The sequence below is a fragment of the Pseudovibrio sp. Ad13 genome (assembly GCF_001623225.1).
In the GTDB taxonomy this organism is placed as follows: domain Bacteria; phylum Pseudomonadota; class Alphaproteobacteria; order Rhizobiales; family Stappiaceae; genus Pseudovibrio.
Map to the genome: position 1 here is coordinate 22,002 of NZ_LMCC01000004.1, position 21,507 is coordinate 43,508.

Sequence of the window (21,507 nt, forward strand, 5' to 3'; positions counted from 1 at the left end):
AGCGAACACTATCGCTTTACACCATAAACGAGAAGATCCAGTGAAGACAAACCGACAAAATAACCCTGCGCAATCAGAGTTTTTGACAGAAGAAAGCATGCATGTGTTATCTGGCAACCCGCCCAACCATGAATGCAGCAGTCGCCGTTGAAAGGGTCGCAGCAGCGTAAAACCACAATCCCGGCAAAACCTGAGCACTGGCAAGCCCGCTTGTCTTGGCTGCAAAAATCACCAAGGCCACCAGCATCACATCCATCATGGACCACTTCCCAAGATAGCTGAGCGCCCGAAGCCACTTGCTGGATGACCGATGCAATGCGGAAATACCGAGTACGAGAATCTTCAGGGCAGGTAGAAAGACAGAAAACACAAAGACAAGTCCGGCAATTGAAACCTCACCACCTTCATAGAGCCCGCCAATCACCTGCAACAGGCTTGGCGTATCCTCCAAAAAATAAAGGCGCTCCATACTCAAGAGTGGCAATGTCAGCCCCAGACCGAACGAAAACGCGGCAAGTGGAATTAAAAACCCAAGTAAAACAGGCATAAAGGCTCCTGAAGCGTCTTCCCGAAAAGTGGACACTGCTCAGTTCTCAGCGCGAGACCTGGACGCAACAGCCTATAAATAAACATTGGTGAAATGAAAGCAACCACGAGGTATCGCACCGCGAACAGGCGCAGTGCGATCAATAAAGGATTATGAAGAGGTTAAGACCAGTTCGGGTTATCAGAGTATCAGGTCATTCCGTCTAAGAACGAGAGACACCCTCAACCTCGGGAAGAATTAGCGACGCGCCATCCGCCCCGCAATGTCGTCCATTCCGTCTTGTTCAATCGCATCCATGGCAGCACGCTGACGCATTTGGTCACGCTCATCCATCAACTCGATCTTTTTCAACTCGGAAACAGCGTCAGTCAGCTCGTCCTGCGCTTTCTCAAGCTGAGACTTCAATTCCTCAGTCGAGTGCTTCAGGTTATCTCGGCGCTGTGCAGCCGCGCGAGCGAAAGTCGGATACGCAAAATGGCTGATATCATCAATACCAACACGCTTTTGCTCCTGAACAATCTGGTTCTCCAGATCTTCAGCCATTCGATCAAAATCACTCAACATCGTTTCAATCTGAGTCACCTGACGGCGCTTCTCATCAACATTGAACTTCTTAAGCTTCAAAAGGCCTTCACGATTCTTCATACGCAATACTCCCTTTACCGGAGAGTGAGCTTACGCCTGAGTCATTTCCAAAAGATGAGCAAGCTGGAAATATCCCTCTTCAATTGTAGTTTTTTCCCCCTTCATTTGCCCCAAATACGCTTCAAGGGCGTCATTTTTGGCAATTGCCTCATCAACAAGGGGGTCTGCACCTTCTTTATAGGCACCCAGACGGATCAGTTCTTCCATGTCCGCATAAGCAGACAACAGCTGCTTGGCACGCCGGAGAATCGGTAAGGCTTCTTCAGGCACACAACGCGGCATGGTTCGACTGACGGATTTTAGCACGTTAATAGCCGGGTAGCGACCGCGCTCTGCAATCCCACGCTCCATAACAATGTGCCCATCCAGAATACCGCGAACAGCATCGGCCACAGGCTCATTATGGTTGTCGCCTTCCACCAGCACAGTAAAGAGAGCTGTCACAGCCCCTTTGCCAACTGCACCCGGTCCGGCTCGTTCCAGCAATTTCGGCAATTCAGTAAAGACGGTGGGCGTATACCCTTTAGAGGTTGGCGGCTCTCCAACAGAAAGACCAATCTCACGCTGCGCCATGGCAAAGCGCGTAACAGAGTCCATCATACAAAGAACATTCTTGCCCTCATCACGGAAATATTCAGAGAGAGTAAGAGTGAGATAAGCCGCTTCCCGACGCATCAAAACGCTTTCGTCAGACGTTGCGACAACAACAACAGATTTCGCCAGCCCCTCTTCACCCAGATCATCCTCGATGAACTCCTGAACCTCACGTCCACGTTCACCAATAAGACCAATGACAGACACTTCTGTTTCCGCGTTACGTGCAAGCATGGACATAAGGACCGATTTACCCACGCCAGACCCGGCAAAAATACCGAGGCGCTGCCCCTGACAACACGTTACAAAACTATTAAGGGATCTCACACCCAGGTCGATCGGGCTCCCAACACGGGCTCGTTCTGCAGCCGGAGGTGGTGAATCACGTAATTTTCTCGGGATCGAACCGAATGGAAGAGGTCCTTTTCCATCGATCGGTTCGCCTAAAGCGTTAACAACACGCCCCAGCCAGGCACTCGATGGATGGACAATACTCTCGCGTGAAATCAGCTTTGCCTTGCTACCATGACGCACACCATCGAGCTCACCGAATGGCATACAAAGGGCTCTTCCGTCTCGAAATCCGACGACTTCAGCTTGAATTGACGCTGCGTTCTCCCCTATTTCTATTAGTAGACGCGCGCCGACGCTCATGGCGTAAACAGGCCCTGCGACTTCAATCAGAAGTCCCTTAACTGCTTCTACTCTCCCGTAAATTTCGGTTGGGAGGCATGATTCGATTTCTGCAAAAAGCGAGTCCAAAACAGATTCCCTATTAATCATTTTCGTCGTTGGTAACCGATCGTTTACGCTTCTGCTTAATGTTATTGGGGAGACTTTGAATGGCGTATAGCCCTTTCAAGGAAACGAAGCGTCTAAACATGGCTTTCAGTAGCACTTGATTCGATTGAAAGCCAACCGGTCTCAAATTGGTGAACAGGAAAGGTTACACCCTTGAATTCTAGGTTGTACCCAGAGAACTGTTCTACGTGAGAGTAAAACGCTTGCGGTAGCGATTCGAGTTCTGTTAACCATAAACTCATTCAATTGAGTCGGGTTTATAGTATTCCTTCGCAACGGTTTGTGTTTTTGGGCCGGCGCGACTGCCCAGGAAAGGCAACACGAGGGGATTAACATGCGTGTATTGTTGATCGAGGACGATAGTGCTACTGCACAAAGCATTGAACTGATGCTCAAATCCGAGAACTTTAATGTCTACACGACAGATCTCGGCGAAGAAGGCATCGACCTCGGCAAACTGTATGATTATGATATTATCATGCTGGATCTGAACCTGCCGGACATGTCCGGTTATGAGGTACTGCGCACACTGCGAGTATCCAAGGTGAAGACACCTATTCTTATTCTGTCCGGTTTGGCTGGCATTGAAGACAAGGTCCGTGGCCTTGGGTTCGGCGCTGACGATTATATGACAAAGCCATTCCACAAGGACGAGCTGATTGCACGTATTCATGCAATTGTGCGTCGTTCTAAAGGTCATGCCCAGTCTGTTATTGTTACCGGCGACCTCACTGTAAACCTCGACACCAAAACTGTCGAAGTTGCAGGTCAGCGCGTACATCTGACTGGTAAAGAATATCAGATGCTAGAGCTTCTTTCCCTTCGTAAGGGCACAACCCTCACTAAGGAAATGTTCCTCAACCACCTCTACGGTGGCATGGACGAACCAGAGCTCAAAATTATCGATGTGTTTATTTGTAAGCTGCGCAAGAAGCTCGCTTCCGCAACAGCTGGCAAAAACTACATCGAAACAGTATGGGGCCGCGGATACGTTCTGCGCGAACCAGAAGAGAAAGCAGCTTAATAGCTTTATCAGCTGACTTTCAAAGAGTTTCAGTAGAAGCCCCCTTACAACCCTGATTGTAAGGGGGTTTTTTATGTGCGCTCCCCTTCGCATTATGCATCAGCAACACTTCCACTGTTTCAAGGAACAAGCCAGATGCAACCGTATGACGAAGGTTTCTACGACAACCAACAGGATGGCTCGCTGGCTTCAGCTAAAGAAATCCTTCCCATCGTCTTCCAACATCTGTCGCCAGAGAGCGTCATAGATTTTGGATGCGGTACCGGCAGCTGGCTTCTGGCAGCTACACAACTCGGTGCAAAAGAAATCCTCGGTTTGGACGGCGTATGGGTGCCTCAACCTTCCCTCCGCATACCCTCGGAAAACTTTGTTCAGGTTAATCTGGAAAAGCCAGAGAACATTCAAACAAAAAGACATTTTGACTTGGCCATGAGCCTTGAAGTGCTCGAACATCTGTCAAGCTCTGCAGCGCATACAGTCCTGGAGAAGATGACTGAAAGCGCAGACAATGTCTTGCTTTCCGTTGCCGTCCCAGAGCAAGGCGGTATCCATCATATCAACGAGCAACGGCAAAGCTATTGGGCGAAGCTGATGGAGGAGAAAGGGTTCTTCCCGATAGATATTGTCAGACCAGCGATATGGAACAACCCTAATGTGAGCGTCTGGTACAAGCAAAACGTCCTGCTGTACTCCAAAACCAATCATAAAGCGGCACAATCGACTTCCCCGCTCCCCCTCGATATCATTCACCCCGATCTTTACGAGAATACTGTCGCAGACCTAAGAGGCCGCGTAACAAAACTCAGATCAAAGCAGATCAAGAACAGGATCCGCCGAGCACTCGGAATGAAACCAAAACTCCCGCATTAACCCGAAAGAAGACACCCTTCTGATTCTTCTGTAACCATCTGAATTCAAAAGCACTTCCTCCTCAAATCGGCCAAAGCTTGCACTTTTGTGAAAGCAAGCGGAGGGTAGGTTCATCAAGCTTGATGACTTCCGAAACACATATGAGGATACGAAGATGCAATCTCTTGCAGAGCTGAGATCTATCGGGATCATCACAGCAACCAACGGGCAGTTCCAACTCAATATCCACCCGGAGTACACGCCAGCCCTCCTGCACCTGTCAGACTTTAGCCACGCACTCATCCTGTGGTGGGCAGATCAGGCAGCAACAGCACAAGACCGGAGCACTCTGCAGTTCCCAGCTCCATATGCCAAAACAAATCATGAGATCGGCACGTTTGCGTCAAGATCCCCTGCCCGTCCGAACCCAATCGGCCTCTCATCAGTTTCACTTTTGAACGTGGATGAGCAAAATGGTCTCATCACCGTCCCTTACATTGACGCAGAACCCGGCACGCCGCTGCTGGATATAAAGCCCTACTTCCCTGCTTCAGACAGGGTAGAAACCAGTCATGGACCAAACTGGTGCAAACACTGGCCGCAATCCTATGAAGCTTCAGCTGATTTCAACTGGGCAGCTGAGTTCACATAGTAAAGCCAACTGTTAGCCTCTGCGGTCTTAGTGGAGGCTAACAGGTAAAACACCTTCAATAACGCCTAAGTGTATTGCCCATGACCTGTCTTTGTTGCCATGGTACGGCCATGAGGCTTTTTATTCTTACATCTATTGTCATGGTCGCATTTGCCGCCAACTCAGTTCTGAATCGTCTGGCATTGGCAGACGGAGAGATTGGTCCATCTGCATTTGCCAGTATTCGCATTGTCGCTGGCGCACTCATGCTTCTGGCACTCATCTTCTTTCGAGGCGGCAACAAGCTCTCATTCTCAAAGCCCAACGTCACAGCAGTCCTTGCGCTGTGTGTCTACATTCTTGGCTTCTCGCATGCTTACATCTCACTTGATGCTGGCTTCGGTGCGCTTTTGCTCTTCGGCGCTGTGCAAATCACCATGTTCATCGGTGCGTTCATTCAGCGCGAAAACCTGACACTCCAGAAGTGGATCGGCGCAACGCTCGCATTCTCTGGCCTCATTTACCTTCTCTCCCCTTCAAACGCAGGCATAGATCCGCTTGGAGCAGGATTGATGACAATTGCCGCCATAGGCTGGGGAATTTATTCCATCATCGGCAGAGGCGCAGCAAACCCGCTCAAAGACACAGGAATGAACTTTCTCTACGGTGTGCCAATCATCTCATTGGCACTGTTTCTGTTTCCGGACACAACCACCATCACAGCTTCAGGCGTTCTCCTCGCCATCATCTCCGGTGCTATAACCTCCGGACTTGGCTACGCTCTCTGGTATGCAATCATTCCACAATTACAGACAAGCACGGCAGCAGTTGCTCAGCTCACCGTGCCAATCATCGCAACAGCCGGTGGAATTGTTTTCCTTGCAGAAGCCATCGATAGCCGCTTCATCATCGCCACCACATTGGTGCTCTGCGGTGTTGGGATTTCCGCCTACCGGAGAAAACCCAACACACCCTGACAATTACTCAGGCCTGTTCTGCTCATCCTCATGGCCAAGCTGTAGCTGATAAGTTGCAGGGACAAATCGGAAGCCCTCTCCCACGGCTTCAACAAAGCCCATGGCAGGGAACGGCATGTGGTAACCAATAAACGGAATGCGTTCTTCCGCAATCATCCCAAAGATACGCCGACGCGTTTCCGCCGCACGCGCTTTATCGATGTCAAACACGACACGCCAATCAGGATAGGCCAGTGACCATACAAAGTGGTTGGCTGTATCTGCCGTGAGCATCAGCTTGCGTCCATTGGCTTCAACCAAATACGCCATATGCCCCGGTGTATGGCCATAAGCCTCAACGGCGGTGATACCGGGAACAACTTCTCTACCCGGATCAATAAAGTCGAATTTATCTTTGAGAGGCAGCACATTTTCAGCAAAAACGCGAGCGCTTCCATTGGCGGCTGGACCAAGCTTTTCCCAGTAATTGAACTCAATCGGGCTCGTGACATACTTCGCATTTGCAAAAGTTGGGACACCGTTTTGCATCAACCCACCCGTATGGTCCGCATGCATGTGCGTCAGCACAACCACATCAATATCAGCTGGCCGGATGCCTGCTGTCGCAAGCGCCTTCAGTAAATTCCCACTTTGCGGCTGAGAAAGGACGCCTCGTCCCGTGTCAAACAAAATGAGTTTATCGCCTGTATTCACCAGAACCGGTGTGAAGAAACCTCGGAACTTGTTGGAGGAGATGAAGTGATCCTGGCTCGCTTTTTCAAACACCTCACTCGTCTGCTCCATACCAAACGTATCCTGCGGGTGCTCAGCAATAAAGGTGCCATCGAGCAAAGCGTAGACCTTGAACTCACCAAGCTGAAATTCAGTTGCTGGCGCACGCTGATTGGAGCTTTCTATCGGAGTTTCTGCAGCTGCCTCCAAACTCCGCATCCCTGTGGCAAGCAATCCACCAGCCCCCAGAGCAAGGGCACCTCGTCGGCTCAATTTCAAGAAATCACGAGAACTCATCACTCACACTCCATTAGCCTGACACACCACAAACAAAGGTGGTCAACAGTCACAAACTATCGGGAAACTCTAAGTATCGTTTGGAGAAATTTACTCGCATTGAACTTGAATTGCGACTGACGACAACCAGTCACATAGTAAATCTTCGTTCAAAAAAATGAGAGAGTCAGCTCGTACTTCCGAAAAACGGCTCCGGTTTTCAGATGAGAATACGCATAAAATAAAAAGTGAGAGCTTGGGGCTTGAATGTATATGAACGCAACAAAGCCTAAAGAAAAGGCCAGCAAATCTGCTGGCCTGTTTCATTTTGCATCCCTAAAACCGGGAACCACTTGCTAAGGCCTGAATGGTAGGCCGCGTTTTGGAAGGTGTGGTCGAAGGCTTCGCCGTAGAGCGTGAGAAGCTGGAGGAACCAGCCGGACGGCTTGCAGCCTGCTTTTTGCGGTATACACCACGCAGATTTGGATAGGGCTCAAAGCCATCCGTCAAACCAACCACAGTTTCCGCAGCACCAAGCACGAGGAAGCCATCATCTGGCAACTGCCGATAGATGCGGTTGAGCACATCAATCTTCGTTTGCTGATCGAAGTAGATCAGCACGTTACGGCAGAAGACAACGTCAAACTCACCAAGGTGGCTGAAGTTTTCCAGAAGGTTCAGCTTACGCCACTGCACCATAGCCCGGATTTCCGGAGCCATCTGCCACAGTTCGCCCTGCTGCGAGAAGTACTTCAACAGCATCTGAATAGGCAGACCACGCTGAACCTCGAACTGGCTGTAGATACCAGTACGGGCTTTTTCCAGCACTTCAGTGGAAATGTCAGTTCCCAGAATCTCGAAACGGAATGTACCGATCTTGGCCTTGTCTTCTTTCAGATACATGCTGAGAGAATAAGGCTCCTGACCCGTAGACGCCGCCGCACACCAGATGCGCGCACTCCGGCGTGTTTTGCGTGCCTCAAGCAAATGAGGAAGCATCACATTCCGGAAGTTCTCGAAAGGGCTCTTGTCACGGAAGAAGAATGACTCATTGGTTGTCATAGCTTCAACCACATCATTCTGCATAGACATGGAGCCGGGCTTGCTGATCGCAAGAATAAGCTCACTCAGTCCATTCAGGTTGTGACGTCGAGCAACTGGCATCAGTCGGCTTTCGACCAGATACTGCTTTTCATCAGAAAGAACGAGGCCGCTACGGGATTTCAGAAATTTCTTCAAGAAATCATATTCAGAAGTCATCATCGCGCGGCTCCTTTTAAGATACGCTTGACATGTGCACCAATCTGATCGAGAGGCACGATACCGCTGCAGTTCCCAGTACGGGCAGCAGCACCTGGCATTCCCCAGACAACACTGGAGGCCTCATCCTGCGCGATGACGCTACCGCCTTTACCAGCAATGACATTGACGCCACTTGCGCCATCACTACCCATGCCGGTTAAAACGAGTGCCAAACACGCGGTACCGAAAACTTCGGCTGCACTTTCAAAAAGTGGATCCACAGATGGCTTACAGAAATTGACGGGAGCTCCGTCTTCGAGCAACGAAACCGCCTGCCCGTTCTGCTTGCCGATTTTCAAATGAATTCCGCCTGGAGCGATATAAACGTGCCCAGGTTTCAATACATCCATGTGCTCAGCTTCTTTTGAAGGAAGCTGAAGTTGTTTATGTAAATGCTCTGCCAGAATTGTCGTGAACGTACGCGGCATATGCTGCGTAATCACAACAGGCACCTTCAGCAAACCATCGCGTGCATCTGTCAGCACACGCTGGAGCGCTTGTGGCCCTCCGGTAGAGCTGCCGATCACAAGAGCCCGTGGCACGACCGAAGAATACGGCTTGAGCGTTATCTCCTGCTTTCCAGCAGCATTTACCCCTGTCCCGCGAGGACGTCGCAACGCGGCGCGCGCTTCAGTTCTCTCAGTAAGGGCATCATTCCGTTTTTTGTGCGGATCATTGACGATCTCAGCACGCATTCTGCGAACAGGTTCTGCTGTCGTTCTGGTTCGCTTAACGCGCTTCCCACCGCGCCCAAGCAACCGCAATTTTTCCAGCAATTCTCTCTGAAACTCAACTGCACCAGCCGTTTGGCCAGTCGTTTCAGGCTTGGCGACATAATCGGTGGCACCAAGAGAAAGAGCCTTCAAACTCACTTCAGCATTCCGTCGCGTCAGCGTGGACGCCATCACAATGATAAGATCGCGTTTTTTCTCAAGAAGTTTAGGAAGAGCTGTCAGGCCATCCATCACGGGCATTTCAACATCCAGCACAACCACATCAGGGTTGCTGCGCTCAATATCTTTTACAGCCAATTCGCCATTACGGTGGGTTGCAGCAACTTCCAGCTCTGGATCAGCTTCAATCCACCTGCTGAAAAGCCCACGAATAACAACGGAATCGTCTACGACCATGACCCGGATAGGTGCCATCTGACCAGATCTCTCTGACTTCGGCTCCTCAACTTTTGCATACATGCCCAGCCGGCCCATATCCATTACTTAGACCAATCCAACTTCCTGAAATTTCGCTGAAAGAATCTCCCGATCAAACGGTTTCATAATGTATTCGTTCGCACCGGCCCGGATAGCTTTGGTAATATGAGCAACATCGTTTTCTGTCGTACAGAAAACAACAATTGGGTCTTCTCCACCGTCTTCCTCACGGAGCTTGGCCAAAAACTCCAGTCCGTCCATCACAGGCATATTCCAGTCCAACAGAACCGCATCCGGCATTGACGCTTTACAAGCATCAAGTGCCTTCTGTCCGTCCTCGGCCTCGGTGATTTCAAATCCAATGTCCTCTAGAATGCGGCGGGCCACTTTGCGGATTACGCTGGAATCGTCAACAACCAGACACTTTTTCATTAAATCGGCTCTCTCGCTTCGAAGGTATGCTTTACGCAGCTTTAGGTTCAATCAGGGAGCTGAGCAGACGGTCCACGTCAAGAACCACCATCAATCGCCCATCCAGACGATGAACCCCGCCAGAAATTTCGGCCCAACGGAAATCAAGGTTGGATGGGTTTGCTTCCATCTCGTTTCTTGGCAAGTTAAGTACCTCTCCTACGGCATCAATAACAAGGCCATAGGACTCCCCTTTGTACTCAATACCAACAGCCATCATGCCTTGGTCAGCATCATTTGGCTTAAGATGAAGCTTACGACGCATATTGATAGCAGTTACAATGCGTCCACGCAGGTTCAACACCCCTTCCACTTCAGGCGGAGCCAAAGGAACCTGCGTTACTTTTTCAGGCACAAAAACATCATGCACCTGTGAAATTGGCAGACCGAACAACTGGCTGCCAATCACAACAGTCACATACTGGATGTGATCGGCACTGCCCTGACGGTTGTCATCACCGTCGACTGTGGTGAGTTTATGAGCGGTCATGCTGCAACCCCGAATTCATTGGTCAAAACATCTTTGAGCGCTGCCAACAGACCCGGACGGTCAAACTTGGCCACATAGTCATCGAACCCGGCCTGACGGCCTTTTTCGATAGAAGCCGGTGTCACAACAGCAGAAAGCGCGATGATTGGCATATGACGGAAGCGGGTATCACGACGCAGGCTCTCACAGAACTCATAGCCACTGATGTCCGGCATTTCGATATCAGTCACAATCGCAGCAAAGTCGGTGCCTTTTTCCATCAACTCGTAACCACTTTGGGCACTGGAGCAAACAGTAACATCGTAACCAGCAGCTTTCAGAACAGGTGTCAGCATGTTGCGGAAGAAGGCACTGTCATCGAGGAAGAGAAGTTTTCTCACCTTTGTGGTCGTATCGATTTCCTTGCGCATGAACCAGTCATCAAAGGCCAATGGCAGATAATAGCCAAGGTCGATCACTTCAGTCGCACGCTCACGAATAATCGCAGAACCAAGCACACCCTGGCGCTCAGAAACCACTTCAATCGTCATCCGGTCTTCAACAATGTCTACGATCTGGTCAACAACCAGACCCATTGAGCGACCATTGTCAGAGAACACCAGCATCGGCTGAGTACCCTCAGACTTATGACGATCGCCTTCATTCACGTAAACCAGAGGCATCAGCGAACCGCGGTACTGCACCAGATCACGGCCATTGGAGTGTTCGATCTTGTTGACATCAAACTCTTCAAGGCGTGTCACCAGCGACAGCGGCACAGCTTTCGGCTCTTCAGAACCAGCACGGAACAGCAGCAGTGAAATTGGAGCATCAGCATCAATCACATGATCCTCCGCGTTTTCGTACTCATCTTCAGCTGTATCGGTCAGAGTACCGGAAGCATGGCTTGCCATTGCACTTGCAACACCGTTCGGATCAATGATCATGATCACAGAACCATCACCGAGAATGGTGTTACCGGAGAACATGTTGATGTTGCGGAGCATGGAAGACATTGGCTTCACAACGATCTCTTCGGTGTGGAACACACCATCAACAACAACACCGAAGGACTGGCTACCAACCTGCATCACAACGATAAAGCCGTTGTCTTCATCAAGATCAGCCTCTTCAGTCTGACCAAGCAGTTCCGACATATGCACCAGTGGCAACAGCTTACTGCGCAGGCGCAGGACAGGCCGATCTTTAAGCCGCTCGATGCGATGTTCAGAGTTGGACTGAACACGAACCAGTTCAACAACGGACAGCTGTGGGATCGCATAACGGTCACCACCAGCTTCCACGATCAGTGTGGAGACAATGGCAAGTGTCAGCGGAATTTTGATGATGAAGCTGGAACCGCGTCCTGGTGTCGAGCGCAGATCAATAGAGCCACCAATGAGCTCAACATTGTTGCGCACAACATCCATACCAACGCCACGACCAGACACACTGGTCACGTTAGTCGCGGTAGAGAAGCCAGCAGCAAAGATAAACTTGTAGATCTGATGATCTACCATCTTTTCAAGTTCAGCTTCGGTGGTCACACCATTCTTAAGCGCTTTTTCCTTGATCTTCTCAAGGTTCAGACCACGACCATCATCCTTCACTTCGATGATGATATGTCCGCCTTCATGATAAGCAGAAAGGGTGATGTTACCCTTCTCAGGCTTACCAGCAGCCACACGATCGGCAGGATCTTCCAGACCGTGGTCGGCAGAGTTACGGATCATATGTGTCAGCGGATCTTTGATGAGTTCCAGAACCTGACGATCAAGCTCTGTTTCCGCACCAATCATCTCAAGACCGATAGGCTTATCGAGTTCCTGAGAGAGATCGCGAACAATACGTGGAAGCTTCTGCCATGCATTCCCAATTGGCTGCATACGGGTCTTCATGACCCCTTCCTGCAACTCACCGGTAACGTTGGACAAACGCTGAAGTGGAACTTTGAATTCGCTGTCTTCATGACGACGAACAATTTCCAGAAGCTGGTTGCGTGTCAGCACCAGTTCAGAAACCATCGTCATCAGGTGTTCCAAAGTCTCAACATTCACACGAATAGACTGGTTGGAAACACCCTGACTGGATGCCTTCCCCTTAGCGCTTGGATTCTTCGGCTTGGCAACTTCTTTCTGAGAAGTCTTCGCTTCCGAAAAATTAGGAGCAGCAGCGCCAACTGGCTCGCCATCTTCCTCAGTTTCTTCTTCAACTGCAGGCAGCTCAATCTCAACTTCAGCTTCCTGAAAAGCGCGTTCAAGATCATCAAGAGAAACTTCACCAGGACGCAGAGGCCGCTCCAGCACCTGATAGATGTCGGTACCGACTTCTTCCTCAGCAGCTTTTTCTTCCGCCATCGCTGCCGCCATTTCGTCAGCCATGTCGTCATTGTCAGCGCTTAAGGAAAGGCGTTCCAGCTCATCAATCAAATCACGGTCCGTGCCATCAGGCTCAGCACCGTTAGCAGCCTCAAGATCCGCAAGAATATCTTTAATGCGATCAATAGAAGCGAGGACAAGTGTTACCGCTTCGTGTGTCACAGGAACACCGTCGCGGAACTTGCCCATCAGGGTTTCAGCAGCATGAGCAATCGCTTCCAGACGCGGCAGGCCCAAGAACCCACAGGTGCCTTTGATTGTATGCACTAACCTGAAAATGTTATTTAGAATGGTGGCGTTATTCGGCTCTTGCTCGAACTTCACCAACTCAACATCTACAACATCCAGGCTTTCATTGGTCTCAGTGAGAAACTCTCTGAGAAGATCGTCCATGGCCCGCACCCACTCAATGCTTAGGGGAGCCTCAAAAACCGAGACTCCTAAATTTCACTAAGGTTGAGTGTTAAGCGAAACGGTTAACATAGGTTGAAAGATTGTAAGATTCATCCAACCTACAATAACTGGTTGTTTTTGACAGAGGATCAGACAGACTCTGAAACTTGAGTATTTGCCTTGCATATGACGGCATCACCGTCTTTCAGGAGCTCGATATTTAGACCCGCTTCACCTGCCAACAAAACCGCATAGATCGGTTGAACAGTGTGGGCATCAATGCGTTCTGGCTCCTGACCGGAAAGAATCTCACTTACAACCTGAGGGATTCGCGCATTCGTTCCTTCAGCTTTAAGGAGAAAGTTCGGAGCACCCTCATCCCCTTCCATACTGATGGTAATGGTACCACCCCGTGGAACACACTGATTCATGAGTAGCAGCAGGTTCAAAATCAGTTTGACCTGATTCTTAGGCAGAAGCAGGCGTGGCATGGTCCACTCCAGATTCGCCTTTTCATTGCTCATGTATCCAGTCGCTACTTCTTGCGCATCGCCCAGATCAATTGAAGCACCGGCAGATCCGGCAGCGCCAAAAGCAAGACGGGCAAACTGAAGTTTTGCAGAAGCCTGACGCGCTGACTTGCGGATGAGATCCATCGCAAAGTCTGCCATGTCCTCATTGCCTTCTTCATCCAGCACTTCCAGACCGTTCGTGATCGCCCCGACTGGTGAAATGATGTCGTGGCACACACGGCTTGCGACGAGTGCGGCAAGATCAAGAGATGACAAATCTTTAAATACTGACATAACCGCTCCAGAACTTTGGCCAATAGGCCCTATGATTGATTCGAGATGTGGCGAAAAAGGTACAATCCTGCTGGTTTAATTCCAAGCTGGACATCATTGATATGGACCGCATTTTACATCGCGTGCACGACTTTGTGCCTTCGCGAGCAAACTCTCCGGTGCTGTCAGAAACAAAGCCCGGTGTTCACGGCTCTGAAACAGCAATAATCGCTGGTTATAAACAAGGTAGATTTTCGCCAATCCCTCAGCTCGGTAGCCTTGCGCAAGTGAGAGGGCATCGCATCCCTGAAATAATGGGGCATAGACCTCTGGAGCATGCCGAAATGCATCTCGGTTGCCCTCGTTGCTAAACGCCCAAACGCGTCCTCCCCAAGACAGCGTCAGGTCCTCACGCCCCTTTTCAGGAGTTTCCGAGACCTGATAGGTCACTGGATCACACATGGAGAGCGTGTAGGTGAACCGCTCCTGCGCAGCCGCAATAACTGAGGTGGCGCACAAAAAAACGATAGAACTCCATAGAATCTTGCCAGTTTGCGCAAATTTTCTGTAGAAAACCTCAGAAATCATGGGAATGTCCATCCAGAGTCCGAATCACCTGCATTAACTAAAGCAGCAAGTTCGACAACAGATACAAAATTCATGACTGCAGGCCAACGGGATGTACATCATTTACCCAGCTATACCATGATTAACCACTAGGTAGATGTAAGACCCTATAACTTGTTGTACCTAAAAGTTGCACTATGCCCTTAACATTTGAATTGCTCTGAACAATCCAAATTCTCGGGTTTCTTAGAAGGAGACGTTGGCATGATGACGAGCCTGTTCGCCAATCTGCGCAACAAAGCTGCAATCGTCCTTTGCGCCAGTTTCGCACTGCTGGCGCTCAACACAAATTCATTTGCGCAATCATCCGTTGATCAGTCGCGCTACCACCAGAAAGATATCATCACGGCAGGTGGCGAGTTTTTCGGTTCCATCTCCACCGGCCTCGCAAAGGTTGTTGAGCGCGCAGTTCAGCAGTACGGCGAACCAAACGGTTATATCCTGGGGCAGGAAGGCTCAGCAGCGTTCTTCGCAGGCGCTGCTTATGGCGAAGGTACACTGTACACCCGCAACGCTGGCAACCATCAGATCTTCTGGCAAGGTCCATCCCTGGGCTTTGATGTTGGCGGTGACGGCGCCCGCGTTATGATGCTGGTCTACGATCTGCCAAGTGTCGATGCCATCTATCGCCGCTATGTTGGTGCTAAGGGCTCAGCCTACCTTGTCGGCGGCTTCGGCATGCAGGTTCTGTCCAACAACGATATCTTCGTTGTGCCTGTTCGCGCAGGCGTTGGTGCTCGCCTTGGCCTCAACATGGGCTATTTGAAATTTACTAGGAAGCCAACATGGAATCCTTTCTGATATAACTAACCCTGCGTTAGTTATATTTTGGCAAGTTAGTGTGTGAGAGAATGCGCTTAAGTCTGCAGCAGTCCCTCACACCGTTCAACAGATCAGGCATAGTTTGTGATTGAAATTGCACTATACATTGCACTGGGTTTCTTCCTCGCGAGCATTCTAGCGCTCGCCGCCCTCCCCTTTATCTGGGGCCGTGCTGTACGCCTCACGCGGAAAGCGATTGAGACGTCCAACCCCATAAGCTATGCCCGTGCCACAATGGCAAAAGACGCGTTACGCGCTCAACATGCCATTGCAATCCGTCAGATGGAGGTGCGCCTCGAAGGGATGACGGAAAAACTCGCTGAGAACGCATCTGCCCGTTCAGCAGCTGAAGCCCAACTTGCAGAGCTCAAAGAAGAGCTCAGCGTTGTTCAGCTCAAATCGGCCCGCGAGCGGAAGAACATGGCTCAGAAAGCAACACGCTTCCTCCGCCGTAGAAACCCATCCGAGCCGATCCCGTTCTCTGCAGATGATCGCATCACGACAGAACCGGAAGCAGAAGTTCAGGATGAAGCTGCCGCACAAACTGCAGATCAGGCCACGTCCGCTGAGATCATCCAACTCAGCAAACAGGCTGCTGCAGATAAAACACGTGAGCTGGATGCAGAGCTGAAAGAAGAAGAAGTTGCCACCAAACCGATAGGTCCAATCGATACCTCGGACCTACAGGACATGGACAACCCTCTGGCAGAACTGGCAACGCAGATCTCCCAGCAAGTTTCGGAAATGACTGCTGAGTCTGAAACCAAACATCAGCCAACATCTCCAGCAGAAGCCGCCGAACTGGCCTCGCGGTCTTTCACAAAATTGAAGAGCCGTTATGGTTCGCTGGAACGAGAGCGCGATAACCTAAAGCACGCGCTCCAACTCGAAAAAGCGGCAAATGAAAAAACTGCCAAGCGCAGCACCAGGAATCCGAACATTAAAACGCCCGAGCCTATGAAAAGCCTAGAAAACGATCTGGACGAAGCAAAGAAAACCATCGAGCAGCTGACAAAGCAGCTTGAGGAAAGAGCAAACAGTTCCTCTAAGATCGAAGAAGCCGTCGATCTGCGCAATGAACTGAAAGATCTGGCGGCTCAGATTACAGCGAAGGCAATCTCGGAGAACCCACCACTCTCTGAAAAGTACGACGAAGTCCTGAACGATCTCAGCACGATCGCCGCAGGTGCTCCAAGGGCAGACACGCCAAAGCCGAAACCGACACGCGCCAAGCGCGCACCAGCAAAGCCGCGCACCCGTAAGCCAGCTGCGGCAAGTAAGACAGCCGCGTCAAAAAGCACTCCAGCTGCAAAGGCCGATGATGCAGCGCCCGCGCCTCAGTCCGATAAAAATCTGGCAGAGCGTATCGCAGACGCTAGAAAAACCGGAAGCTCAAGCGGTTAAACCCAAACAACTTGATCCAAAGACAAAGGCGCCAAAAGGCGCCTTTTTTGTTTTCTTGCAGATCGATCTCGGTTTACGGATAAGAATACGCGGAAAATATAGAGTTGAGGCTTGATGTGTGAATGCGCATGAACTCGACGCGCTCTACACAGCTCCAAGCAGAGGCTTAAGCCTCCGTTGTACTTCGTGAGCCATTGCCCGGCTCATTCTGAGCCTTACCAGCCACTTCTACCAGCCGCACCTCATTGTCAGCCAGTAGCTGCCGGTAGTCCTGAGAAACCAGAGTGTCCGTCACAAACGTATCCACCTGAGCAATATGGCCGATGCGGACTGGTGCCGAACGCTCGAACTTTGTCTGATCAGCCACCAGAATAACGTGTCGTGCGTTCTCAATGATCGCCTGTGCCACGCGCACCTCACGATAATCATAATCCAGAAGCGCTCCGTCACGATCCAGAGCAGATACACCGATCACAGCATAATCAACCTTAAACTGGCGAATAAAGTCTGCAGCAGCCTCACCAACAATACCGCCGTCAGTCGCGCGCACCAGCCCACCAGAAATGATGACTTCATTTTCTGAGAACGGGCGCAGCGTACTCGCTACATTAAGGTTATTGGTAATGATCATCAGGCCACTGCGCTGGATAAGTGCCCGCGCAACCGCCTCTGTGGTCGTTCCAATGTTCACAAACAAAGAAGCTCGATCCGGGATCAGGTCCGCTGCCGCCTGCCCGATAATCTCTTTTTCTTTGCCTGCCAGATCTTTACGAGCGGAGTAGCCAAGGTTTTCAACGCCAAATGCCAAAAGTGCGCCACCATGCACACGGGTCAGCAATCCTTGGTCACTCAACTCTTTCAGGTCTTTACGTATTGTCTGAGGAGACACAGAAAACCGTGTGGCAAGTTCATCAACTTCCACCTTCCCGGTCTCTCGGGCAATATCAAGAATAGAGTTGTGGCGCGAAACCAGCATCATGAATCAAGTCCGATAATTTTTTTGTACATTGCCATCAGTCTATAATCTGCGATGTTTCACAGTACTATAGCCAAAAGCACAGAAGCATCCAGACGACTATTAGATGAGTTCAAAACAAAAGTCCTCTTGCCTCTGCTCCCCTACTCTTAGTACTAATACGTCACAAAAAGGGGACAAGCTGCAACTTTTTCCATCTTTGTCATGATACCGCCCAAAGAAGCCCGTTAAAGCTCACGCGGATCAATACACTGTCTTATCAAAGTTCAGCTAAAAAAGCGAAGAGGGACAAACTGTGACTCGCGTAATGGAACGGCCACACAGTGCCAATAGATTTGCTGGCAAAAAACCGGCTGCACTGAAAAGCAAACTCCAGACTGCTGAGGCTCGCGTCGAAGTTCTTGATGACATCGATGCCCTGAAAGAAATGAATGCTCAACTCAGCGAAAGTCTGGCAAAAACTGTTAGCAATGAATCTCAGACAGACGAAAAACTCTGGGCTGATGTTGATGGGGATAAAGAAGACCACCACCTGGGTGCAGGACTAAACGGCCGCTGGTTCTAAATCGCGCCCCAGGACTGCCTGCTGCAAAACACCAATTCGCAATCTCGAAGTGCCGCATCCCCCCATCTAGGGGAACCAAGCCCACATCTTCTTCTTTGCAAAATCGCGGATCATATAGCTCAAACACAACGTATACGTCGTGAGAAAAACTCTGCGCGCAGATTTATCAAAGATGTATTGGGTAGATAAGAAGTGGTACGCCCAAGGGGAATCGAACCCCTGTTTCCGCCGTGAAAGGGCGGCGTCCTAACCGCTAGACGATGGGCGCTCACAAAGTGAGAGAACTCTTTCAAGCTCTGCCTTCGAGCAGATAACCACTCGGTATTGAGAAGACAACTATGGTACGCCCAAGGGGAATCGAACCCCTGTTTCCGCCGTGAAAGGGCGGCGTCCTAACCGCTAGACGATGGGCGCTCACATAGTGAGAAGACTTTTCACAGTCTTGTCTTCAAGCAGATAACTGCTTGGTATCGCAATAGAAGCCTTTGGTACGCCCAAGGGGAATCGAACCCCTGTTTCCGCCGTGAAAGGGCGGCGTCCTAACCGCTAGACGATGGGCGCTTAGGCTTCGCTTTCGCGATGGACGGGGGTATATTGGCTAATCCCCCGCTTGGCAAGCCCCCTCCTTGAAAGAAAAGGGGGTTTATCCACCTATCTCGCAACAAAATCCGTACGTGCGATTTTTCGTCCGGTGACAGGATCAACATAGACAAGAGCCTGCGTCGGACCTTCTTTGATCAGCATCACCAGATTTCCGTCTATCTGAGTAACAGATATAACCTGTGCTTCAGGGCCAATCGCAATTGTTGCAGCAATACTATCTGCGCTAACATTGGAATTGCCGGCGTTAATCTTATAGAAGATAGCCGCAAAGACAGCTAATAAGCCAAGCACCATGACAAGGCTTGATCCCATCAGGAGGCGACGTAACTTCCCTTGAAGCCTCAAAGCTGCTGGATCAAGTTCGTTCTGTACAGTCTCATCGCTGTCAGTATTAGGATCACGCATGAACGATAAATCTCCTGAGGGCACCCAGCCACTCACAAACTCTGTAATTGCCGACGAGCAACAACCAACAGTCATCACCCCGGAGCCGGAAGATACCGGTCGCCGCTTGGATGCTGTGCTTGCTGCGCATATAGATGACTTCAGTCGCAACCGACTTCAAGCCTTGATCCGGGCTGGTCAGGTTCAAATTGGCCAGCGCACGGTGTTGGAGCCTAAATATAGAGTCTGTGCCGGAGATACAATCACTCTTATTGTTCCAGAGCCGGAAGACGCAGAACCGCAGCCAGAGGACATCCCGCTCAATATCATTTTTGAGGATGACGACCTGATCGTCATCGACAAACCTGCAGGCCTTGTTGTGCATCCAGGTGCCGGGAACCCAACGGGTACACTGGTCAACGCCTTGATTCATCACTGCGGTTCATCTTTGTCTGGCATTGGCGGCGTCAAGCGTCCTGGCATCGTTCACCGCATCGATAAAGACACAACAGGTCTGCTCGTTGTTGCTAAAAACGACATGGCCCATCAGGGCCTCGCAGCTCAGTTTGCCGACCATGGCAAAACCGGCCCACTGGAGCGCGCCTATAAAGCTCTTGTCTGGGGTGCCCCAACAGCACCAAAAGGCACAGTAGACGCCAACCTTGCCCGCTCAACGGCAAACCGGCAGAAAATCTCGGTGCTGAAAACCGGCGGTCGCCACGCCATCACTCACTGGCAGGTGCAGGAACGGTTTGGCCCTCAAGACGCAGCACCCGTTGCAAGCTTGATCGAGTGCCGTCTGGAAACAGGCAGAACCCACCAGATCCGCGTACACATGTCCCACATCGGAAATCCGCTAATAGGTGATATGGATTACGGTTCCGGGTTCAGAACCAAATACAATAAATTCCAAGAACCACTGAAAACCCAGTTGGCGGATTTCAAACGACAGGCCCTGCATGCAGGACTTTTGGCGTTTGCGCACCCAAGAACGCAGGAATTCATGAAGTTTGAATCGGAGTTACCTGCTGATTTTGCTGGTATTCTTCAATCATTACGAAAAATTTAGGCCAAAAAGATTGCCGATCTGGTAGCGTTTTGGCCACAATGTTCCCATATAGACACTTCAGGTGCGCTTCATCTGAAGGCACCAATGTGTGTTTGCCGAAAAGCCTGATCCCTCGATCAGGCGGGAACACCAAGCAAGGAGGGGTGCTTTATGGCCCGTAACCTACCAGCCCTCACGGGCGGCGAAGGCGGTTTAAGCCGCTATTTAGATGAGATTAGAAAATTCCCGATGCTTCAGCCGCAGGAAGAGTACATGCTCGCCAAGCGCTACCGGGAACACGACGAACCAAAAGCTGCTGAAAGACTTGTAAATTCTCACCTGCGCCTCGTTGCAAAAATTGCAATGGGCTACCGTGGCTATGGCTTGCCTCTGGGCGAAGTTATCTCAGAAGGTAACGTCGGTCTGATGCAGGCTGTAAAACGCTTTGAGCCGGACAAAGGCTTCCGCCTGGCAACCTACGCCATGTGGTGGATCAAGGCTTCCATTCAGGAATACATCCTGCGCACATGGTCGCTCGTTAAAATGGGTACCACAGCAAACCAGAAGCGCCTGTTCTTCAACCTGCGTCGCGTCAAAGGCAAAATTCAGGCGTTTGAAGATGGTGATTTGCGTCCGGATCAGGTCCAGCACATTGCGACAACTCTCGGTGTAACCGAGAAAGAAGTTGTTTCCATGAACCGCCGTCTGGGTGGCGACTCTTCCCTGAACGCACCTCTGCGCTCCAGCGAAGGTGAATCCAGTGAGTGGCAGGATTGGCTCGTGGATGATGCCGAGAGTCAGGAAGCTGTACTGGCTGAGCAGGAAGAATACGATGTACGCCGCGATATGCTGAAAAACGCAATGGGCGTACTGAACCCCCGCGAGACCCGCATTTTTGAAGCTCGTCGACTTTCTGAAAGCCCGATCACTCTGGAAGAACTCTCGACCGAGTTTGGCGTAAGCCGCGAGCGTGTACGCCAGATTGAAGTGCGTGCTTTTGAGAAGGTTCAAAAGGCCGTTCAGGAAAGCGCCATGGCAATGGCAGGTCATGAGGCAGGTGCATAAAGTGTGCTC

22 protein-coding genes and 3 tRNA genes are annotated in these 21,507 nt (G+C 50.6%); 9 read left to right on the forward strand and 16 right to left on the reverse strand.

Annotated features, from left to right (window positions below):
- Positions 1-106: 106 nt before the first annotated feature.
- The 3 genes from PsAD13_RS04775 to fliI form a co-directional block, all read right to left on the reverse strand.
- Positions 107-547, reverse strand: a complete 441-nt coding sequence (locus PsAD13_RS04775) for a paraquat-inducible protein A (protein WP_063305028.1) — start codon at positions 545-547, stop codon at positions 107-109.
- Between the two features lie 237 nt (positions 548-784).
- Entirely contained in the window at positions 785-1,192 is a 408-nt protein-coding gene (gene fliJ, locus PsAD13_RS04780) for a flagellar export protein FliJ (RefSeq protein WP_057461950.1), read from the reverse strand.
- A 30-nt stretch (positions 1,193-1,222) separates the two neighbouring features.
- Positions 1,223-2,548, reverse strand: a complete 1,326-nt coding sequence (fliI, locus tag PsAD13_RS04785) for a flagellar protein export ATPase FliI (protein WP_063291574.1) — start codon at positions 2,546-2,548, stop codon at positions 1,223-1,225.
- 373 nt (positions 2,549-2,921) lie between these two features.
- Here fliI and PsAD13_RS04790 point away from each other — a divergent pair, with 373 nt between their 5' ends.
- The 4 genes from PsAD13_RS04790 to PsAD13_RS04805 all read left to right on the forward strand — a co-directional run bounded on the left by PsAD13_RS04790 (position 2,922) and on the right by PsAD13_RS04805 (position 6,068).
- On the forward strand, positions 2,922-3,611 hold the full coding sequence (locus tag PsAD13_RS04790; RefSeq protein WP_008551652.1) for a response regulator transcription factor: 690 nt from the start codon (positions 2,922-2,924) through the stop codon (positions 3,609-3,611).
- Positions 3,612-3,746: 135 nt separating this feature from the next.
- Positions 3,747-4,481 (forward strand): methyltransferase domain-containing protein, encoded by a 735-nt coding sequence (locus PsAD13_RS04795; RefSeq protein WP_063305029.1) that lies wholly within the window; start codon positions 3,747-3,749, stop codon positions 4,479-4,481.
- A gap of 154 nt (positions 4,482-4,635) precedes the next feature.
- Positions 4,636-5,112, forward strand: coding sequence for an SAM-dependent methyltransferase (locus tag PsAD13_RS04800; RefSeq protein ID WP_063305030.1), 477 nt, complete (start codon positions 4,636-4,638; stop codon positions 5,110-5,112).
- A 110-nt stretch (positions 5,113-5,222) separates the two neighbouring features.
- The gene (locus PsAD13_RS04805; RefSeq protein ID WP_084404644.1) at positions 5,223-6,068 is read left to right on the forward strand and encodes a DMT family transporter; all 846 of its coding nucleotides are present in this window, start codon (positions 5,223-5,225) and stop codon (positions 6,066-6,068) included.
- A 3-nt stretch (positions 6,069-6,071) separates the two neighbouring features.
- Here the strand turns inward: PsAD13_RS04805 and PsAD13_RS04810 are convergent, their stop codons facing one another.
- From PsAD13_RS04810 to PsAD13_RS04845, 8 genes are all read right to left on the reverse strand, one after another.
- Positions 6,072-7,076 carry an MBL fold metallo-hydrolase gene (locus tag PsAD13_RS04810; protein WP_057461953.1) on the reverse strand — a complete coding sequence of 335 codons (1,005 nt, stop codon included), beginning with the start codon at positions 7,074-7,076 and terminating at the stop codon, positions 6,072-6,074.
- A 315-nt stretch (positions 7,077-7,391) separates the two neighbouring features.
- Positions 7,392-8,318 carry a protein-glutamate O-methyltransferase CheR gene (locus tag PsAD13_RS04815; RefSeq protein ID WP_057461954.1) on the reverse strand — a complete coding sequence of 309 codons (927 nt, stop codon included), beginning with the start codon at positions 8,316-8,318 and terminating at the stop codon, positions 7,392-7,394.
- Positions 8,315-9,550, reverse strand: coding sequence for a chemotaxis response regulator protein-glutamate methylesterase (locus tag PsAD13_RS04820; RefSeq protein WP_193757847.1), 1,236 nt, complete (start codon positions 9,548-9,550; stop codon positions 8,315-8,317). Before PsAD13_RS04820 ends, PsAD13_RS04815 begins: the two co-directional genes overlap by 4 nt.
- Before the next feature lie 24 nt (positions 9,551-9,574).
- Positions 9,575-9,940 carry a response regulator gene (locus tag PsAD13_RS04825; RefSeq protein ID WP_057461955.1) on the reverse strand — a complete coding sequence of 122 codons (366 nt, stop codon included), beginning with the start codon at positions 9,938-9,940 and terminating at the stop codon, positions 9,575-9,577.
- Positions 9,941-9,971: 31 nt separating this feature from the next.
- Complete coding sequence (locus PsAD13_RS04830) at positions 9,972-10,469, reverse strand: chemotaxis protein CheW (RefSeq protein WP_057461956.1); 498 nt, start codon at positions 10,467-10,469, stop codon at positions 9,972-9,974.
- Entirely contained in the window at positions 10,466-13,219 is a 2,754-nt protein-coding gene (locus tag PsAD13_RS04835) for a hybrid sensor histidine kinase/response regulator (RefSeq protein WP_063317451.1), read from the reverse strand. Before PsAD13_RS04835 ends, PsAD13_RS04830 begins: the two co-directional genes overlap by 4 nt.
- Positions 13,220-13,368: 149 nt before the next feature.
- On the reverse strand, positions 13,369-14,025 hold the full coding sequence (locus tag PsAD13_RS04840) for a histidine phosphotransferase family protein (RefSeq protein WP_057461958.1): 657 nt from the start codon (positions 14,023-14,025) through the stop codon (positions 13,369-13,371).
- Positions 14,026-14,118: 93 nt separating this feature from the next.
- Positions 14,119-14,592, reverse strand: a complete 474-nt coding sequence (locus PsAD13_RS04845; RefSeq protein WP_208860350.1) for a hypothetical protein — start codon at positions 14,590-14,592, stop codon at positions 14,119-14,121.
- A gap of 243 nt (positions 14,593-14,835) precedes the next feature.
- Between PsAD13_RS04845 and PsAD13_RS04850 the strand changes: the two genes are divergently transcribed.
- Positions 14,836-15,432: a DUF1134 domain-containing protein gene (locus PsAD13_RS04850; RefSeq protein ID WP_153039858.1), complete on the forward strand. Its 597-nt coding sequence runs from the start codon at positions 14,836-14,838 to the stop codon at positions 15,430-15,432.
- 105 nt (positions 15,433-15,537) lie between these two features.
- Positions 15,538-16,857: a hypothetical protein gene (locus tag PsAD13_RS04855; RefSeq protein ID WP_063317452.1), complete on the forward strand. Its 1,320-nt coding sequence runs from the start codon at positions 15,538-15,540 to the stop codon at positions 16,855-16,857.
- A gap of 166 nt (positions 16,858-17,023) precedes the next feature.
- On the opposite strand, the gene PsAD13_RS04860 is transcribed toward PsAD13_RS04855, so the two are convergent.
- Positions 17,024-17,836: a DeoR/GlpR family DNA-binding transcription regulator gene (locus tag PsAD13_RS04860; RefSeq protein ID WP_063301085.1), complete on the reverse strand. Its 813-nt coding sequence runs from the start codon at positions 17,834-17,836 to the stop codon at positions 17,024-17,026.
- 292 nt (positions 17,837-18,128) lie between these two features.
- Here PsAD13_RS04860 and PsAD13_RS04865 point away from each other — a divergent pair, with 292 nt between their 5' ends.
- Positions 18,129-18,398: a hypothetical protein gene (locus tag PsAD13_RS04865; RefSeq protein ID WP_208986440.1), complete on the forward strand. Its 270-nt coding sequence runs from the start codon at positions 18,129-18,131 to the stop codon at positions 18,396-18,398.
- A 193-nt stretch (positions 18,399-18,591) separates the two neighbouring features.
- Here the strand turns inward: PsAD13_RS04865 and PsAD13_RS04870 are convergent.
- From PsAD13_RS04870 to PsAD13_RS04885, 4 genes are all read right to left on the reverse strand, one after another.
- Positions 18,592-18,666 (reverse strand) — tRNA-Glu (locus PsAD13_RS04870).
- A gap of 71 nt (positions 18,667-18,737) precedes the next feature.
- Positions 18,738-18,812 (reverse strand) — tRNA-Glu (locus tag PsAD13_RS04875).
- Positions 18,813-18,884: 72 nt separating this feature from the next.
- A tRNA-Glu gene (locus PsAD13_RS04880) sits at positions 18,885-18,959 on the reverse strand.
- Positions 18,960-19,049: 90 nt separating this feature from the next.
- On the reverse strand, positions 19,050-19,406 hold the full coding sequence (locus PsAD13_RS04885) for a hypothetical protein (RefSeq protein WP_063317454.1): 357 nt from the start codon (positions 19,404-19,406) through the stop codon (positions 19,050-19,052).
- On the opposite strand from PsAD13_RS04885, the gene PsAD13_RS04890 reads away from it, so the two are divergent.
- Positions 19,405-20,454: an RluA family pseudouridine synthase gene (locus PsAD13_RS04890; RefSeq protein ID WP_063317455.1), complete on the forward strand. Its 1,050-nt coding sequence runs from the start codon at positions 19,405-19,407 to the stop codon at positions 20,452-20,454. The genes PsAD13_RS04885 and PsAD13_RS04890 overlap by 2 nt on opposite strands.
- A 150-nt stretch (positions 20,455-20,604) precedes the next feature.
- Positions 20,605-21,498 (forward strand): RNA polymerase sigma factor RpoH, encoded by an 894-nt coding sequence (rpoH, locus tag PsAD13_RS04895; RefSeq protein WP_063312745.1) that lies wholly within the window; start codon positions 20,605-20,607, stop codon positions 21,496-21,498.
- The last annotated feature ends 9 nt before the right edge of the window (positions 21,499-21,507 follow it).

Bases quoted from the DNA above. Each gene is read 5' to 3' on its own strand.
- PsAD13_RS04775 (WP_063305028.1), bottom strand. From the start codon at position 547: ATGCCTGTTTTACTTGGGTTTTTAATTCCACTTGCCGCGTTTTCGTTC.
- fliJ (WP_057461950.1), bottom strand. From the start codon at position 1,192: ATGAAGAATCGTGAAGGCCTTTTGAAGCTTAAGAAGTTCAATGTTGAT.
- PsAD13_RS04790 (WP_008551652.1), top strand. From the start codon at position 2,922: ATGCGTGTATTGTTGATCGAGGACGATAGTGCTACTGCACAAAGCATT.
- PsAD13_RS04795 (WP_063305029.1), top strand. From the start codon at position 3,747: ATGCAACCGTATGACGAAGGTTTCTACGACAACCAACAGGATGGCTCG.
- PsAD13_RS04800 (WP_063305030.1), top strand. From the start codon at position 4,636: ATGCAATCTCTTGCAGAGCTGAGATCTATCGGGATCATCACAGCAACC.
- PsAD13_RS04805 (WP_084404644.1), top strand. From the start codon at position 5,223: ATGAGGCTTTTTATTCTTACATCTATTGTCATGGTCGCATTTGCCGCC.
- PsAD13_RS04810 (WP_057461953.1), bottom strand. From the start codon at position 7,076: ATGAGTTCTCGTGATTTCTTGAAATTGAGCCGACGAGGTGCCCTTGCT.
- PsAD13_RS04815 (WP_057461954.1), bottom strand. From the start codon at position 8,318: ATGATGACTTCTGAATATGATTTCTTGAAGAAATTTCTGAAATCCCGT.
- PsAD13_RS04820 (WP_193757847.1), bottom strand. From the start codon at position 9,550: ATGTATGCAAAAGTTGAGGAGCCGAAGTCAGAGAGATCTGGTCAGATG.
- PsAD13_RS04825 (WP_057461955.1), bottom strand. From the start codon at position 9,940: ATGAAAAAGTGTCTGGTTGTTGACGATTCCAGCGTAATCCGCAAAGTG.
- PsAD13_RS04830 (WP_057461956.1), bottom strand. From the start codon at position 10,469: ATGACCGCTCATAAACTCACCACAGTCGACGGTGATGACAACCGTCAG.
- PsAD13_RS04835 (WP_063317451.1), bottom strand. From the start codon at position 13,219: ATGGACGATCTTCTCAGAGAGTTTCTCACTGAGACCAATGAAAGCCTG.
- PsAD13_RS04840 (WP_057461958.1), bottom strand. From the start codon at position 14,025: ATGTCAGTATTTAAAGATTTGTCATCTCTTGATCTTGCCGCACTCGTC.
- PsAD13_RS04845 (WP_208860350.1), bottom strand. From the start codon at position 14,592: ATGATTTCTGAGGTTTTCTACAGAAAATTTGCGCAAACTGGCAAGATT.
- PsAD13_RS04850 (WP_153039858.1), top strand. From the start codon at position 14,836: ATGATGACGAGCCTGTTCGCCAATCTGCGCAACAAAGCTGCAATCGTC.
- PsAD13_RS04860 (WP_063301085.1), bottom strand. From the start codon at position 17,836: ATGATGCTGGTTTCGCGCCACAACTCTATTCTTGATATTGCCCGAGAG.
- PsAD13_RS04890 (WP_063317455.1), top strand. From the start codon at position 19,405: ATGAACGATAAATCTCCTGAGGGCACCCAGCCACTCACAAACTCTGTA.
- PsAD13_RS04885 (WP_063317454.1), bottom strand. From the start codon at position 19,406: ATGCGTGATCCTAATACTGACAGCGATGAGACTGTACAGAACGAACTT.
- rpoH (WP_063312745.1), top strand. From the start codon at position 20,605: ATGGCCCGTAACCTACCAGCCCTCACGGGCGGCGAAGGCGGTTTAAGC.